The organism is Actinotignum inguinis, assembly GCF_051265835.1.
In the GTDB taxonomy this organism is placed as follows: domain Bacteria; phylum Actinomycetota; class Actinomycetes; order Actinomycetales; family Actinomycetaceae; genus Actinotignum; species Actinotignum timonense.
Genome location: NZ_JBOZDP010000012.1, coordinates 46,763 through 61,116, shown reverse-complemented (window position 1 = coordinate 61,116; position 14,354 = coordinate 46,763). Strand labels below are relative to the sequence as shown.

The window sequence follows — 14,354 nt, the reverse complement described above, 5'->3', positions numbered from 1 at the left end:
GCGCGGCAGTGGCACGCGCACCTGTGCGGGATGCTGCGGCACTGATGTTCCGGCACTGATGTTCCGGCGCCCGCGGCCCCGGCGTGCGCCGCGGTTCGCGCGTGCGGAACGCGGTGAGCGCGTGAAACGGTTCGAGCGTGCGCTGCGCGGCGGGCTCGCTTAGACTAGGCGGCATGGCCGGGCTCATCAAAAGGGAAGACATCGATCGGGTGCGCGCCGCGGTGCGGATCGACGACGTCGCCTCCCAGTACGTGGCCCTGCGCCCCGGTGGGGTGGACTCCCTCAAAGGCCTGTGCCCCTTCCATGACGAGAAAACTCCGTCCTTCCACGTGCGCCCGAACCTGGGGCGCTGGCATTGCTTTGGCTGCGGGGAAGGCGGCGACGTTTTCGCTTTCGTGCAGCGGGCCGAAAGTATTGATTTTGTGGAGGCGGTTGAGCTGCTGGCGCGGCGCGCCGGAATCGAGCTGCATTACGAGGGCGCGCGTGAACGGCGGCCGGGGGAGCCGTCCAAGCGGCGGCTCATCGATGCGCACCGGGTTGCCGTGCAGTTCTATCGCGCCCAATTCGATACCCCGGCGGCGGCCCCGGCCCGCACGCTCCTGGCCGAACGTGGTTTTGAGCGGGCGGCCGTTGACCATTTTGAATGCGGCTACGCCCCGGACTCCTGGGACGCGCTCTACACGCACCTGCGCAGCCACGGCTTTTCCGACCGGGAAATCGAAACGGCGGGCCTGGCCACCCGGGGCAACCGCGGGCTCTACGACCGTTTCCGCGGGCGGCTCATGTGGCCGATTTTCTCCATCACCGGCGAACCTATCGGCTTCGGGGCGCGCCGCCTCGGGGAGGATGACCGCGGCCCGAAATACCTCAATACCCCCGAAACACCGATCTACAAAAAATCGCAGGTGCTGTACGGCCTCAACCTCGCGAAAAAGGAGATCGCGACCTCGCGTTCCGTGGTCATCGTGGAGGGCTATACGGACGTCATGGCCGCGCACCTGGCCGGAATCACCACGGCGGTAGCAACGTGTGGTACAGCTTTCGGGGCGGAGCACGTCAAAATTGTGCGGCGGCTTTTGGGCGACGGCGCCAATCCGGCCGCCGGGGTGGTGCTCTCCTCCGGGAAGGCTTACGGCGGCGAGGTTATTTTTACGTTCGACGGCGATAGTGCCGGCCAGAAGGCAGCTTTGCGTGCTTTCGGGGAAGATCAGGCTTTCGCCACCCAAACCTACGTGGCGATTGCGCCGGATAATCTGGATCCCTGCGATGTGCGGCTCCAGCGCGGGGATGAGGCGCTGCGCGAGGTAATCGCCGGGCGGCGCCCCCTTTTCGAATTCGCGATTCGCTCCCTGATTGAGGACCTTCCGCTCACCACCGCGGAGGGCCGCAGCGCCGGGCTACGGGTGAGCGCGCCGATTGTGGCGGGGATTAGAGATCGGGTACTGCGCGGGGAATACACCCGGAATCTGGCCGGCTGGCTCGGCATGGATGAGCACGTGGTGCGCCAGGCGGTGGCGGAAGCCGGGCGCCAGGGGCGAGCCCAGGCGCGCGCGGTGCTGGAGGCAGCCAGCGAGCACACCCCGAGGGCGCTAGCGGCCGGCGGTGCGCAGCAGGCGGGAGTCGCGGTGCAGCCGGGGAATGCGCCGTCGTACCAGGCGGCAGCGCAAAGGACGGGTACAGTGCAGGGGAGTGCGGCCGATGCCGGTACCCACCGGGCGGCGACCTTGCCGCCGGTGTCGCAGCTGCGTGACCCTACCGAAAAAGTCGAGCGGGCTGCGCTGGAGATTTATCTTCAGCTTCCGGCTTTTGCGGCACGGGCGGAGATGGATAATCTGCCTCCGCATACGTTCACCCATCCGGTGCACCACGCCATTCATACGGCGATTCGGGCGGCGGGCGGAACCCGAGTATTTGCCGAGCGCTTCGCGCAGCTGACCGGCGCGGGTATGGACGTAGAACACGCCGAGCCCCAGGCGAGTGCCGCTTACGTGGAGGCGGTGATTGCGGCCGGTGGCCCGGAGCTAGCCGGAGTGATTTCCCAGCTCGCCGCCGAGCCGCTCCCGGAGACCGATGTGCAGCGCCTCCCGCACTATGTGTGGGGGATTGCCCTCGCGCTCATTCGGCTAGGTGTGCTACGCCAAATCGAGGACGTGCGTTCCGCGCTCCAGCGCACCAATCCGGAAGATGCCGCCTACCAGCAGCACTTCGCCCGCCTCATGGAACTCGAGGCGCAGCGCCGCACATGTGAGGAGCGCATGGAGCTGGGGTAGTTCACTCCAAATACTCGGTTGATTATTCTCAGGATTCTTTAGCACCAAGAGAACGCGAGATCTTTGCTGCGGTTTGTTTAACTTGAGGAACCAAGGCAATGACTTCGTCCATGCTTTTCTCCAATGTTAAAGTCGTGATTGATAATGCATGGTTCACCCGTCCAAGATGGTTGCGAATAGGGACGGCAACACATCGAATTCCGGGAACATTCTCTTCGTCGTCAATAGCGAACCCGCGGTCACGAACTGTGTCGATTTCTTTTATCAGTTCAGCGGTTGTCGAAATAGTTCGGGGTGTATGTTTAGGGAGTTGCATCTCTGCCACGTAACGAATGATCGCCTCATCCTCTTCCTCGGCGAGGAAACACTTACCAATTGAAGTTGAATGGAGAGGAAGCCGATCCCCAATTCGTGATGGTATGCGGTACGGGGTATCAGTTTCTTGTATGGCAACATAAACGGCATCTTTACCGTTCCTCGCCCCAATGTGCACTTGGCACCCAACTTCGCGGGCAAGTTGTCGGATGTAGGGTTTCGTTTGTTGAGAGATGTCGATTCTTTCGAATGCTGTTGCGGCGAGTGACAAAGCAGCCGGTCCGGCGTAATAGTTTCCGTCAGGGCTTACCGCAATGAACTCGTACTTCACCAAAGTTTGGAGAAGGCGATGCACACTAGATTTTGCCAGGCCGGTCGCGTTAACGATGTCGGTAAAACGGGGGTGTTGCAGTGCTGCCTGAAGAACAATGAGAGTTTTATCGGCTGCGCTCGGGCTCTGTTTGGTACTCAAGAGAAGAACCTTCTTCTAGATCGATACGGACCACCAGTTCCATTTTATGGAACTCAATTGTAGATGGTTGACTGTTGCTTGTGCGCCTCCTCTCGTAAGGAGCCTTGAGGAACCGGAAACGATTCAAAGTCATGCGGGAAGAGTCGCCCCGCATTTGTTTTGAACCTGAAATTATTATTTCCTGTAGCTTTGGCGAGATTATGAGAATGTGTGAAGGGTGTCATACCTAAATACTAAACCCGCGTATTTGTGCAGTTTTACGCACTGGGTGCAAATCTTGGTCGCAAAAGGTCCTAGGATAGTTCCCCAAATGGGACTAGGGTTCATGACGTGGAACTTCCACGGTGGGTAACTAAAACAAAGGAGTTTACTCGTGAGTAAGATTACCGGCGTAAAAACGTACGATTTTCGATTCCCCACATCTAACACGCTCTCTGGCTCGGATGCGATGAATCCCGACCCTGACTACTCGTCGGCTTATGTGGAGATTTCTACTGATGCTGATGATGGAATTATCGGTGTTGGGTTTGTGTTCACCATTGGTCGTGGAAATGATGTTGTTTGCGCGGCAATGAACTCTATGGCTCACACGCTCGTCGGGCGTAATGTTGAAGAGCTGCTCGACAATATGCGACTCGCGTGGGATCTGCTCGTAGGGGATTCCCAACTGCGGTGGCTTGGTCCCGAGAAGGGCGTGGAGCATATGGCTATCGGTGCATTGCTCTCAGCGCTTTGGGATATTAAAGCCAAGCGTGCTGGAAAGCCTCTGTGGCGCCTGCTGGGTGAAATGGAACCGGAAGAGTTGGTCGCAACTCTTGATTTCCGTTATCTTTCTGATGCGCTTCGTCCTGAAGAAGCTATTGAGTTCCTAAAGGACGGTCAGCGTGGTAAGCAAGAAAGAATTGCCAACCTTCTTGAAAATGGCTACCCCGGGTATTCCACTGCCGCGGGTTGGCTAGGGTACTCAGATGAAAAGATGGTCTCGCTGTGTAAGGAAGAGACTCAAGAAAAAGGGTTTAAGCTTATCAAGCTGAAGGTGGGGCGCCGCGTCGAGGATGATATTCGGCGTCTTGGGTTAGCTCGCGAAGCGATTGGTCCCGATGTAAAGTTGGCTGTTGATGCTAACCAGGTGTGGGACGTTCCTGATGCGATTTCTTGGATTAACGAATTCCATGATTTCGATTTGGCTTGGGTTGAAGAGCCGACTTCGCCGGATGATGTGGTGGGACACGCAACCATTGCACGCGCTATTAATCCGATTCCTGTAGCAACTGGCGAACATATGCAGAACAGGATCATGTTCAAGCAGTATCTCCAAATGAATGCGTTTGGAATCATGCAGATTGATGCAACCCGTGTTGCGGGCCCGCAGGAACTGGTTATCGAATACCTGCTTGCCAAGAAGTTTAATAAGCCTGTCTGCCCGCACGCTGGCGGCGTTGGCCTATGCGAAGCTGTGGCGCACTTTGCGATGTTTGATTACGTCGCGGTATCCGGAACTATGGAGAACCGGTTGATTGAGTACGTTGATAACCAACATGAACACTTTGTGCACCCGACAGTTATCAAGAATGGCAACTATATGCCGCAAACGGCTCCCGGCAACGGTGCTGAGATGACTCAGGCAACCGCTGAAAAGTACCTCTACCGAGGCTAATTCTCCCGGGAAAACCACGTTCCACTGCCGCACGCGGGCTAAATAAATAGCTGTCGCTGCTTGCTATTGGTAATCCATTTGGATTCCCCGCGTGCGGCAGTGCGGACGCTGCACTCGTCAGAAAAAGGAAATATAGATGAATGCTTTACTTGTAGGTGTGAGTCAGCTACAAAGCTCAATACCCCAGGGACTTTTACCTTTCGCTCGCGATATCCCGGAAGTAAGTCTTAACCCGGCAGCGCTTCTCATCAGTATCGTAACCGGCGTTGCCATCCTCATTATTTTGGTTAGCTGGGCGAAAGTTCACCCCTTCCTCGCGATTATGCTTGCGGCCCTGATTACCGGAATTGGGTCCGGGTTCGGGCTGATGAACACCGTCCACGCCTTCCTTGACGGCTTTGGAGACACCACTAAAAGTGTCGGTATCTTAGTCGGTATCGGTGCAATGCTGGGTGCGGTTTTGATGGTAACGGGAGCGACCGGCGTTTTAGTTGACGTTCTGATTTCGAAGTCGTCTCGCAAGATGCTCCCTTGGACTATGGCTCTCATCGGGTCTCTTATTGGGTTGCCCCTGTTCTTTGATGTTGGACTGATCATCATGGCTCCGGTGATCATCATGGTTACGCGGAAATCTAAGATGCCCCTTATGATGATCGCGATGCCAGCCCTGGCGGGCCTTTGTGCGATGCAGGCACTCGTTCCTCCACACCCCGGGCCCACCGCCGCTCTCCAAACCTTTGAGAATGGTTCCATGGGTATCACGATGGGTATGGGCATTGTCCTTGCTATTCCTCTCGTTATTATCTGCGGACCGCTATTCGCGAAGTACTCGACGCGTATCGTGCCGCGTGGTGCGCCGGACACGTTCGCTATGGCGGATAAAGAGGACGGTGTTGAAGGTCGTCGTAAGCCTTCCTTCGGGTTGTCTCTGCTTTGTGTCACCATGCCGGCCATTCTTCTCTTGATCACTTCAATTATCATGATGGTCCGCCCTGACCTTCACGATTCCAAGGAAATGGGTGCTCAGATTTTGCAGTTTATCGGGAATCCCGAGATTGCCCTTCTGATTTCACTGGTATTTGCATCTCTCACGCTTTTCGTTACGACAAGGTACCCGTGGGAAAAGCTCAACGATGAAGCCGGGAAATCGTTACGTCCCATTGCTGGAATTGTATTTATCCTCGGAGCTGGTGGCGGTTTCAAGAACCTTCTGATTGATACCGGCATTGGAGATATGATCACTAAGTTTGTAGAAAACACAAATATATCGATCATCTTGATCGCTTGGGTGATTGCGGTGTTCGTGCGTGTGGCTACAGGATCCTCGACCGTTTCGGCCATTACTACGGCCGGCATTCTGGAGCCGACAGCCACTGCGCTTGCTTATGATCCGATCCAAACAGGTCTTCTTGTCCTTGCAATCGGTGCTGGGTCGTTTATTTTCTCCTTCGTAAACGATGCGGGCCTTTGGCTGGTAAAGGAATACTTCGGGTTCACTCTTCCCGAGATGTTTAAGACCTGGACAGTGATGACATGTTTGATCTCCATTGTTGGGCTAGTTCTGGTTTGGGGTCTTGGACTCTTCCTGTTGTAGTGTAAATTCAATAATTTGAATTGGTCCTAACGTAGGGCTATCGCTGGCCGGCGTGTTCAATGATTCAGCGCGCCGGTCAGCGATGTTTCCTACGGTACTTATTGTCTTCTAGTGTTTTGCGCGGGTATGGATTCGCATTCCTCCTGTTATCGTTCGAAGTAAGTCGCAATGATGCGTGAGACATGGAAATGGGTAGCTTTTATTTGCCCAAACCTGGAAGGGGTTGGAATGTTTTCTGGTGTGTATTGCCCGTCGGTCACGTTGATCGACGATTCGGGTGCGATTGATTATCCGGCGATGGCTGCCCATATTGATCGTCTTGCCGAGTCCGGGCTCAACGGGGTGCTCTTCTTCGGCTCGATTGGGGAGTTTTTCTCTTTCTCCACTGAGGAGAAGGCCGAGTTCTTGAAGTTCGCGGTCAAGCAGGCCGCGGGGCGTTTCCAGGTGTTGGCCGGTGTGAGCGCGGCGCGTTTGGGTGAGGTGCTGGAGAATATCGCGGCTGCTGAGGCGGCTGGTGTGGATGGGGTGGTGGCCCTCCCGCCGTTCTATTTCGGGCATTCGCACGGGCGGGCGCTTGATTTTTATGACGCTGTTGCGGGCGCGACGGCCCTTCCTGTTATGCTCTATAACTTCCCGGAGCGCACGGGTGCGGATTTAACTCCGGAATTGGTGGCTGAGCTGGCTGCCCGGCACGAAAATATTGTGGCGCTCAAGGATACGGTGGATACCCAGAGTCATACGCGGCGGGTGATTCGCGAGGTGCGGAAGGTGCGCCCGGATTTCGCGGTGCTTTCTGGTTTTGATGAGTATTACATTGGGAATCGGGTGTGTGGCGGGGCCGGGGTGCTCTCTGGCTTGACGAATTTGATTCCGGAGGTGTTTGCGGCGATGCATGCGGCGTATGAGGCCGGGGATGTTACGCGCGCGGCTGCGGAGCTCGAAAAGATTACGCGTTTGGCTGCGGTGTATGAGATTGGTGATATTTTCATTGCTGCGATTAAGGAGGGTGTGCGTTTGTGCGGGGTGGAGTGCTCGCCGTTGATGCGTGCCCCGCAGGTCCCGTTGAGTGCGGAGGATTCGGAGAAAATCGCGACGCTGCTGCGCGACGTACGCGCATAGATTTAGCCGACAAGTTTCTATTTTTCAAAAGCTGGGCGTTCCGGTCTGACGCACTCTAAAGGCCGGAACGCCCTTGTATTCTACCTGTTTTCTTGGATGTGAAAGATGAGCCTGATGATTGGGGCTCAGACCAATTAGGAGCTGTTAGAATTTACGCGCTGCCCCCGTAGCTCAGCAGGTTAGAGCAGTGGACTCATAATCCATCGGTCGCGGGTTCAAGTCCTGCCGGGGGCACTATGTGGGTTAATAGACAAAAAGTGGGTCTAATGACGGCGTGTCGTTGGCTTGGATCCGGATCAGATCCGTACGAATCGGGTACACAAACGAAGTGCGAGGGAGAGCACCGTTTGTCCCCGATTTCGTGTCTCTAACGCGCACTATGGCGCCTACACGGCCCAGAAAGCGGCTCTGACGCCTCTGCCCACCCCGTGGCTGTGGCGCATGGCAGCCCGGACGGAACGAGTTTTCCGTCAAGGCATGTCACGCAACGGATGTCAAGGAAGCAAGCTTATTGAGGTGCCCGACCTCAATAAGGCCGACTTTTCGTTGGTATGACAGGGCAAACTCCCGGTATAAGACCCACCATTTGTCTATTAGCCCCACTATGTGATGTCCCGCGTCATAGTTCCGCCAGCTACGTGGGATTTTCGTGTATTTGGACTTGGAGTTCATTGACTTTTTAGACGAGGAGTCCAGTAGCTTCTTCGACAATATATCCACCTACTTTTGACACGGTTACCCGGCCAGTGGTCGGCCTGTGGGGTGGCAGTAACGCCGACCGCCGGCGAGTGTTGAGTGGTGGTATCGGTAGGGATGCTTGGGCGCCGGGCGAGATTGCCTGTTCGGTGAGGGGGTGCAGTTTTGGTTGCGCTGGGTGTGCATTTTCCTTGCGCTAGGCATGCAATTCGTATTGCGCTAGGCGTGCAGTTTTAACTTGCGTTTGACAATCGCGTAAGACGCGCGGATTTAACTCGTGCTTGACGCCCACGGAAGCATTTCATTCAGGGGGGTGCGTGAGGAAGTTAAACATGTACGCACCCGTGGTGGGTGTAGATCCAGCCCGCGGGTGCGTACACGTGGTTTTGTGAGTTTGAGTTTTCTAGACGATGAGGTAGACCAGGGAGCAGAAACCGAAGGATACGAGGGATATTACTGAGGTGAACGTGGTCCACATCTTCAGATTCGTTTTCGTATCTACTTGCAGGAAGCCACCTACTAGCCAGAACCCGGAATCGTTGACGTGGGAAGCGAAGAAGGATCCTGCTCCCATCGCCACCACGACGAGCGCGGTTTGGATGTCATTGAGTCCGGCACCCGACACGGTAGCCGCGAGCAAGGCCGCGGTGGTTTGGATGGCCACGGTTGCTGAGCCTTGCGCGACTCGTAGTGCCAGGGAGATAAGGTAGGCAGCCAGGAGCAAGGGAATACCAAGATCGGCTAGCGTGTTAGCAAGCGCGGTACCGATACCGGTTTCGCGTAACACGGAACCGAACATGCCACCAGCACCGGCGACCATGACGATCGCGGCTACTGATTTGAACCCGGCGTCGTTGATCTTATCGATATTCTTCCAGGGTACTTTACGTACATAACCCAAAATGATTGAAGCTACGAGTGCGGTAACGAACAGGGCGACAGCGGTTTCACCGAAGAATTTCAGGGCGCTTGCCCAGGCAGCGTTTTCCGGGATGATTCCAGCTGATTGAAGGGTACTGGTGACCGTGTTACCGGTAATCAACAAGATCGGGAGCATGAGGATGAAGAGAACGGTCGCGAAGGCGGGTTCTTTCCCGGGTAGTTCACGCCCGGATTCTTTCGATCCGAGAACGTTAGGGATGGGAACATCAAACCGCTTGGAGAGCCACAATGCGAAGCGGTAGCCGGCCAGGTACCAGGTGGGAATCGCGACGATCAAACCAACCAGGAGCACGGTCCCGATGTTGATGTTCATTGTGGTAGCGGCGGCTACTGGTCCGGGGTGGGGTGGCATGAGTCCGTGCATGACCTGGAATGCGCCGGCTGCTGGTAGGGCATACAGCAAGACTGGTCCGCCCAGGCGGCGGGCAACGGAGAAGATGATCGGGAACATGACGATGAGCCCGGCGTCGAAGAAAATCGGGAAGCCGAACAAGAGCGAGGCTACCGAGAGGGCGAGGGGTGCTCGTTTCTCACCGAACCAACGTAGCAGGGTTTGGGCGAGTACTTCAGCGCCTCCGGATTGTTCGAGCATACGCCCGATGATTGCTCCGAACCCGATAATGAGAGCGAGTTTGCCAACGGTGCCTGAGAACCCGGTGAGCAGCATATCGAATAGTTCGCTGACTGGGACTCCGGTAGCGATAGCAGTCAGAGCTGATACGAGGATAAGCGCAACTGTGGCGTTGACTTTGAATACGATGATGAGGAAGAGTAAAACGGCTATCGCTGCTAGAGCGATACCGAGGAGGCCTCCTGTTGTGAGAGTCATGAGTGCTCCTTGGATATGTGGGCTTCTCTAGGAGAGAAGCTGGGCGGCGTTGGCCACGGCGCCTTGAACGTCGCCTGATTGTGGATAGAGCAATGACCGGCCAATGACCAGGCCGATCACGTTAGGGATCTCCAAGAGGAGAGCCCACCTGTGCAGGGTTTTAGCAGCGTCGTTGCTGACTTCCCCGCCGAGGATAACGATGGGTAGGGTAGTAGCCCGAGCGAAGCGTTCCAGGTCTGGGGTATCGGGGAGTTTGAGGACCGTGTAGGAACTATTAGCCCCCAAACCTGAAGCGATTGCTATCGAGCGGGTGACAGCATCGGTAGAAACATCATTGACGACCTGGCTGCCTTCACGCCGTGAGATGAAGGGTTCGACCATGGCGATGCGTTGGCGCCGGGCAAGGTCGGTGACTACTTTCCCGGCCATCTCTAACGTGCCAACGGTTTGTGTTTCCTGGTAGGCGATACGGAGCAGGATTTTCCCTCCTTGCAGGCCTGCTTTAGCTATCCCTTTGGCCGTATAGCCCGTGATACGATCATCGAGTTCCCACGCGGCGCCGGCCAGTCCTGCCCGGTTCATGGACCCGTATACCCATTTGCCGTCCAGGGCTCTCAGGAGTGCGAGGTCTTCAATGATGTCGGCTGTTCCTAACAGGCCGGAAACCCCGGGCACGGCAAGCGCGTCACACAGGCGTGCGAGCAGGTCGAAACGGTCTTCCATAGCGCGGGGGTTAGCGCCAGCCGCGAACGCGCCCCGGGCGGGGTGGTCAGCGGCCATGATAAGGAATTTCCCATTGGGTAGGAGGCTGGCGGGTTGCTCGCGTGTGAGCAAGGCTTGGTGAGCAGTGCCCGGGCAACGCCGTCCTGCAATAAGCCTGGCAATATCCATGGTTACTGGTTGCTTTCTACTGATTTGGGTGTATCGAGTAGCGCGTCGGTGTGGTTAGCGGCCAGTACTTGCTCGATTTCATCCTGGGTGGGCATCGCGGTAGAGCATTCGATACGCGAGGTCACGATCGCGCCGGCAGTGTTGGCATACCGGATTGTTTTCTCCAGGCTCCAGCCCTGTAAAAGCCCGTGGACAAGGGACCCACCGAAAGCATCCCCGGCTCCAGCCCCGTTGACCACGGTCGTGTTCATCGCGGGGATAAAGAATTCTTCCGCGCTCGATTTCGCGAGGGTGCCCTTGCTGCCTTGCTTGACCACAGCGATCTGGACCCCGCGTTCCAGTAGTGCTGTTGCAGCCGCGTGTGGATCAGTTTCCCCGACCGCGATTTCACATTCTTCCACGTTACCCACCGCGACTGTCGCATACTCAAGAACTTCCGCATAACGCTGACGTGCCAGATCAACTGACTCCCAGAACATTGGACGCCAGTCCATATCGAAAACGGTATGGTCTTTACGCCCCCGCATGGCAAGCGCGCTCATATGGGTGGAATACGAGGGGTCCTCGCACAGGCCCGTCCCGGATACCCACAAGAGTTTAGCCTCGCGTACCTGGTCTTCATCCAGATCACTGTCCTTGATCTGGAGGTCAGGGGCGGAGGGTTCACGGTAGAAGAAGAACGGGAAATGTTCGGGTGGGATAATCTCGCAGAAAGTAACAGGCGTGTTCAGGGTATCGTCAACGATCACGTATTCATCTGATACGCCGAGCCGGCGCATTTCCAGGCGGACCCACCGCCCGAAAGGATCATCACCTACCCCGGTGAGGGTGGCGCAGTCTTCTCCCAGGCGTGCTGCTGCTACCGCAACGTTAGTAGGCGATCCTCCCAGGAATTTCCCGAACGTTGTGACTTCTTCGAGGGTGCAATTAGTTTGTAGGGGATAGATATCGACGCCGCAGCGTCCGATTGTTAGTACATCATGGACGACCATGTCCATCACTTCCTTACCTTATTGTTTATTCGGTGCGTTCAAACGACATTGTTGCTTCATAGGTGCCCTCGGAAGGCCAACGCACCGTGGTGGCCTTCGCGCGCGTGTAGAAGCGCACGCCTTCGGGCCCGTGGATATGGGTATCTCCCATGAGAGAGTCTTTCCATCCGCCAAAGGAGTAGTAGGCCACGGGGGTGGGGATGGGGACGTTGATACCGACCATGCCAGCTTCAACTTCCAGTTCGAAACGACGTGCCAGACCACCATCATTCGTGAAGATCGCTGCCCCGTTGCCATACGGCGAGGAATTAACAAGAGTGATGGCTTCTTCGTAGGTGTCTACCTCGACGATTGCCAGGACGGGACCGAAAGTTTCTTGCTTGTAGAGGAGGGAGTCTTGGGGGACGTGCGTGCAGATAGTTGGGCCGAGGAAATACCCTTTCTCGTGCCCGCTCACGCGAAGCGTGCGGCCATCAAGAATGACTTTCGCGCCTTTTTCTTCGGCATCATTGATCGCATCAATAATGCGTTGTTTTGATTGGGCGTTGATAACCGGGCCCATTTGGACGCCTTCGTCCAGGCCGTAACCCACCCGGATAAGCTCGGCGTGTTCTTTGACTGCTTTCGCTAGTTTTTCACCGATCCCACCCACCGCGACAGCAACGGGCAGGGCCATGCAGCGTTCACCTGCCGCGCCGAAAGCCGCTGCTGAGAGGTGTTTACCAGCGAACTCGATATCAGCATCGGGCATCACAATCGCGTGGTTATTAGCCCCACCCAATGCTTGGACACGTTTACCCGCGCGCACCGCACGCTCCTGGATCAGTTTCGCAACCGGGGTTGAACCCACGAAAGAAACAGCCCTAATATCCGGGTGGTCAATCATAGCCATCGTGAAATCATTCGACCCGGAAATAACCTGGAAGACCCCGTCCGGCAGTCCGGCTTCCTTATACAAACGCGCAATCACAAGAGAAGCCGAGGGCGTGGCCGGTGCGGGTTTCAAAATGAAAGCATTCCCGGTAGCAATAGCAATCGGGTGCATCCACATAGGCACCATCACCGGGAAATTAAACGGGCAAATCCCGCTAACAACACCCAGGGGCTGGCGTAGCGTGTGAATATCTACCCCGGTGGAAATATTCGACGAGGTTTCACCTTTCAAAGCGACGTTAATCCCGCAAGCAAAATCAAGGGTCTCCCGCCCACGCTGGATCTCCCCGATAGCATCCGAATAATCCTTACCATGCTCAGCCACAATCGCTTTAGCGATCTCGTCTTGATGATCCAAAACAAGCTGACGCATCCGATACATGATCTCGGTACGCTTAGCCAACGAGGTACGAGCCCAAGCTTTTTGAGCTTTAACAGCAACCCCTACCGCGTAGTCAAGATCTTCACGGCTTGCCTGTAACAAATACCCGCGAATCTCACCACTCGCCGGGTCATCAACCTCAATCTTTCCCTCAGGTTGCCCCGCATAGAGGCCACCATTAATCCAATGAGGTATATCCATTCGTATCACTCCCTTGTGAGTCCAAACCAGCACCCCACCAGCGGGGTGTCTCATTGGTTTCCAAAATAACCCCACCCCACCCACTTGTAAACACAAAAGACCAGCCAGGGCGGCCAGCAAACTTGAATGAACACGGCCATATAGGACAGCATCGAAGCGATAAAATGAGAGAAACACTAGCTAATCTCACTATTGTCCGCTATGTTTACAATTGGGTGAACAAATAAGAGTGAGAGGGTCACGTTAATGTCAAACCTGGGTGGGAAAGACAACCCGGATCAGCTGGATATCCCGGTTGCTCCGCAGATTGTTTTCGACTCTCGCTCCTCGCTTCCTTTGCATCAACAAATCACGCAATCATTAGGGAGCCTGATTGACTCCGGCGCGCTTTTACCCGGTCAGCTCCTTGAAGACGAAGTATCTATGTCACGCAGGCTGGGAGTCTCACGTCCTACACTACGGCGGGCGTTGCAAGTGTTGACTGATGAAGGCAAACTCTCACGGCGTCCGCGCGTGGGAACCAGGGTGATGCCACGGGTTTTCCAACGGGATCCTTCCCTGGCGAGTCTTTCCGATGATTTGCGGGCGGCGGGCCGTGAACCACGCACGGATGTTCTCCAGTATCGGGTGGTGTTTGCTGATAGTGGTCTAGCTGGCGATATGCATTGCCAAGAAGGTAAAGAGATCGTGGCTTTAGAGCGGTTGCGGTGGGCGGAGGGGAACCGTATGGGGATTATGCGTAACTGGATCCCAGCCGATCTAGCGCCCTCTCTTACCGCGATATCATCGGGTGGTCTCTATGATTTCTTCAAGAGCCACGGGATCGTGTTACGTGGTGGGGTCCAGCGTATTAGCGCGCGTAGCGCGACGCCTACGGAAGCAGAACTTTTACACGTAGCATCCGGGGCACCTCTCTTACGGGTGCGGCGTAGTGCTTATGATGAATCCGGGCGGGTCGTGGATCTAGCCGACCATTTGTATGACGCGGAACAATACGACCTCACCCTCCCACTCAACTTCCCGGCGTGAATCACACCTGGAGGAATCAGTTTCTTGGTAAA

10 protein-coding genes, 1 tRNA gene and 1 pseudogene are annotated in these 14,354 nt (G+C 56.0%); 7 read left to right on the top strand and 5 right to left on the bottom strand.

Annotated features, from left to right (window positions below):
- The first annotated feature begins 173 nt into the window (after positions 1 to 173).
- Complete coding sequence (gene dnaG / locus ACRQFC_RS06850) at positions 174 to 2,270, top strand: DNA primase (protein ID WP_180948680.1); 2,097 nt, start codon at positions 174 to 176, stop codon at positions 2,268 to 2,270.
- A 28-nt stretch (positions 2,271 to 2,298) separates the two neighbouring features.
- On the opposite strand, the gene ACRQFC_RS06845 is transcribed toward dnaG, so the two are convergent.
- Positions 2,299 to 3,057: an IclR family transcriptional regulator gene (locus ACRQFC_RS06845; protein ID WP_087070638.1), complete on the bottom strand. Its 759-nt coding sequence runs from the start codon at positions 3,055 to 3,057 to the stop codon at positions 2,299 to 2,301.
- A gap of 373 nt (positions 3,058 to 3,430) precedes the next feature.
- Between ACRQFC_RS06845 and ACRQFC_RS06840 the strand changes: the two genes are divergently transcribed.
- From ACRQFC_RS06840 to ACRQFC_RS06825, 4 genes are all read left to right on the top strand, one after another.
- The gene (locus ACRQFC_RS06840) at positions 3,431 to 4,714 is read left to right on the top strand and encodes an enolase C-terminal domain-like protein (RefSeq protein ID WP_087070639.1); all 1,284 of its coding nucleotides are present in this window, start codon (positions 3,431 to 3,433) and stop codon (positions 4,712 to 4,714) included.
- 136 nt (positions 4,715 to 4,850) lie between these two features.
- On the top strand, positions 4,851 to 6,308 hold the full coding sequence (locus ACRQFC_RS06835) for a GntP family permease (protein WP_016442581.1): 1,458 nt from the start codon (positions 4,851 to 4,853) through the stop codon (positions 6,306 to 6,308).
- 228 nt (positions 6,309 to 6,536) lie between these two features.
- Positions 6,537 to 7,427 carry a dihydrodipicolinate synthase family protein gene (locus tag ACRQFC_RS06830; protein WP_087070640.1) on the top strand — a complete coding sequence of 297 codons (891 nt, stop codon included), beginning with the start codon at positions 6,537 to 6,539 and terminating at the stop codon, positions 7,425 to 7,427.
- A gap of 160 nt (positions 7,428 to 7,587) precedes the next feature.
- Positions 7,588 to 7,661: transfer RNA gene (locus ACRQFC_RS06825), tRNA-Ile, on the top strand.
- An 865-nt stretch (positions 7,662 to 8,526) separates the two neighbouring features.
- On the opposite strand, the gene ACRQFC_RS06820 is transcribed toward ACRQFC_RS06825, so the two are convergent.
- The 4 genes from ACRQFC_RS06820 to ACRQFC_RS06805 are packed head-to-tail and all read right to left on the bottom strand — an operon-like array spanning position 8,527 to position 13,293.
- Positions 8,527 to 9,894, bottom strand: coding sequence for a GntP family permease (locus tag ACRQFC_RS06820; RefSeq protein ID WP_087070641.1), 1,368 nt, complete (start codon positions 9,892 to 9,894; stop codon positions 8,527 to 8,529).
- Between the two features lie 27 nt (positions 9,895 to 9,921).
- Complete coding sequence (locus tag ACRQFC_RS06815; protein ID WP_087070642.1) at positions 9,922 to 10,785, bottom strand: Cgl0159 family (beta/alpha)8-fold protein; 864 nt, start codon at positions 10,783 to 10,785, stop codon at positions 9,922 to 9,924.
- Positions 10,786 to 10,787: 2 nt separating this feature from the next.
- On the bottom strand, positions 10,788 to 11,777 hold the full coding sequence (gene iolC, locus ACRQFC_RS06810; protein ID WP_087071188.1) for a 5-dehydro-2-deoxygluconokinase: 990 nt from the start codon (positions 11,775 to 11,777) through the stop codon (positions 10,788 to 10,790).
- A gap of 25 nt (positions 11,778 to 11,802) precedes the next feature.
- On the bottom strand, positions 11,803 to 13,293 hold the full coding sequence (locus ACRQFC_RS06805) for a CoA-acylating methylmalonate-semialdehyde dehydrogenase (protein ID WP_087070643.1): 1,491 nt from the start codon (positions 13,291 to 13,293) through the stop codon (positions 11,803 to 11,805).
- Between the two features lie 246 nt (positions 13,294 to 13,539).
- Here ACRQFC_RS06805 and ACRQFC_RS06800 point away from each other — a divergent pair.
- Positions 13,540 to 13,809, top strand: a pseudogene (locus ACRQFC_RS06800) (GntR family transcriptional regulator); the annotation flags it as partial.
- Between the two features lie 12 nt (positions 13,810 to 13,821).
- Complete coding sequence (locus ACRQFC_RS06795) at positions 13,822 to 14,322, top strand: GntR family transcriptional regulator (protein ID WP_244899295.1); 501 nt, start codon at positions 13,822 to 13,824, stop codon at positions 14,320 to 14,322.
- The last annotated feature ends 32 nt before the right edge of the window (positions 14,323 to 14,354 follow it).

What these genes read in the sequence shown, in the direction of transcription:
- iolC (WP_087071188.1), bottom strand. Translation starts at nt 11,777, where the DNA reads ATGGTCGTCCATGATGTACTAACAATCGGACGCTGCGGCGTCGATATC.
- ACRQFC_RS06820 (WP_087070641.1), bottom strand. Translation starts at nt 9,894, where the DNA reads ATGACTCTCACAACAGGAGGCCTCCTCGGTATCGCTCTAGCAGCGATA.
- ACRQFC_RS06835 (WP_016442581.1), top strand. Translation starts at nt 4,851, where the DNA reads ATGAATGCTTTACTTGTAGGTGTGAGTCAGCTACAAAGCTCAATACCC.
- ACRQFC_RS06795 (WP_244899295.1), top strand. Translation starts at nt 13,822, where the DNA reads ATGCCACGGGTTTTCCAACGGGATCCTTCCCTGGCGAGTCTTTCCGAT.
- ACRQFC_RS06815 (WP_087070642.1), bottom strand. Translation starts at nt 10,785, where the DNA reads ATGGATATTGCCAGGCTTATTGCAGGACGGCGTTGCCCGGGCACTGCT.
- dnaG (WP_180948680.1), top strand. Translation starts at nt 174, where the DNA reads ATGGCCGGGCTCATCAAAAGGGAAGACATCGATCGGGTGCGCGCCGCG.
- ACRQFC_RS06805 (WP_087070643.1), bottom strand. Translation starts at nt 13,293, where the DNA reads ATGGATATACCTCATTGGATTAATGGTGGCCTCTATGCGGGGCAACCT.
- ACRQFC_RS06830 (WP_087070640.1), top strand. Translation starts at nt 6,537, where the DNA reads ATGTTTTCTGGTGTGTATTGCCCGTCGGTCACGTTGATCGACGATTCG.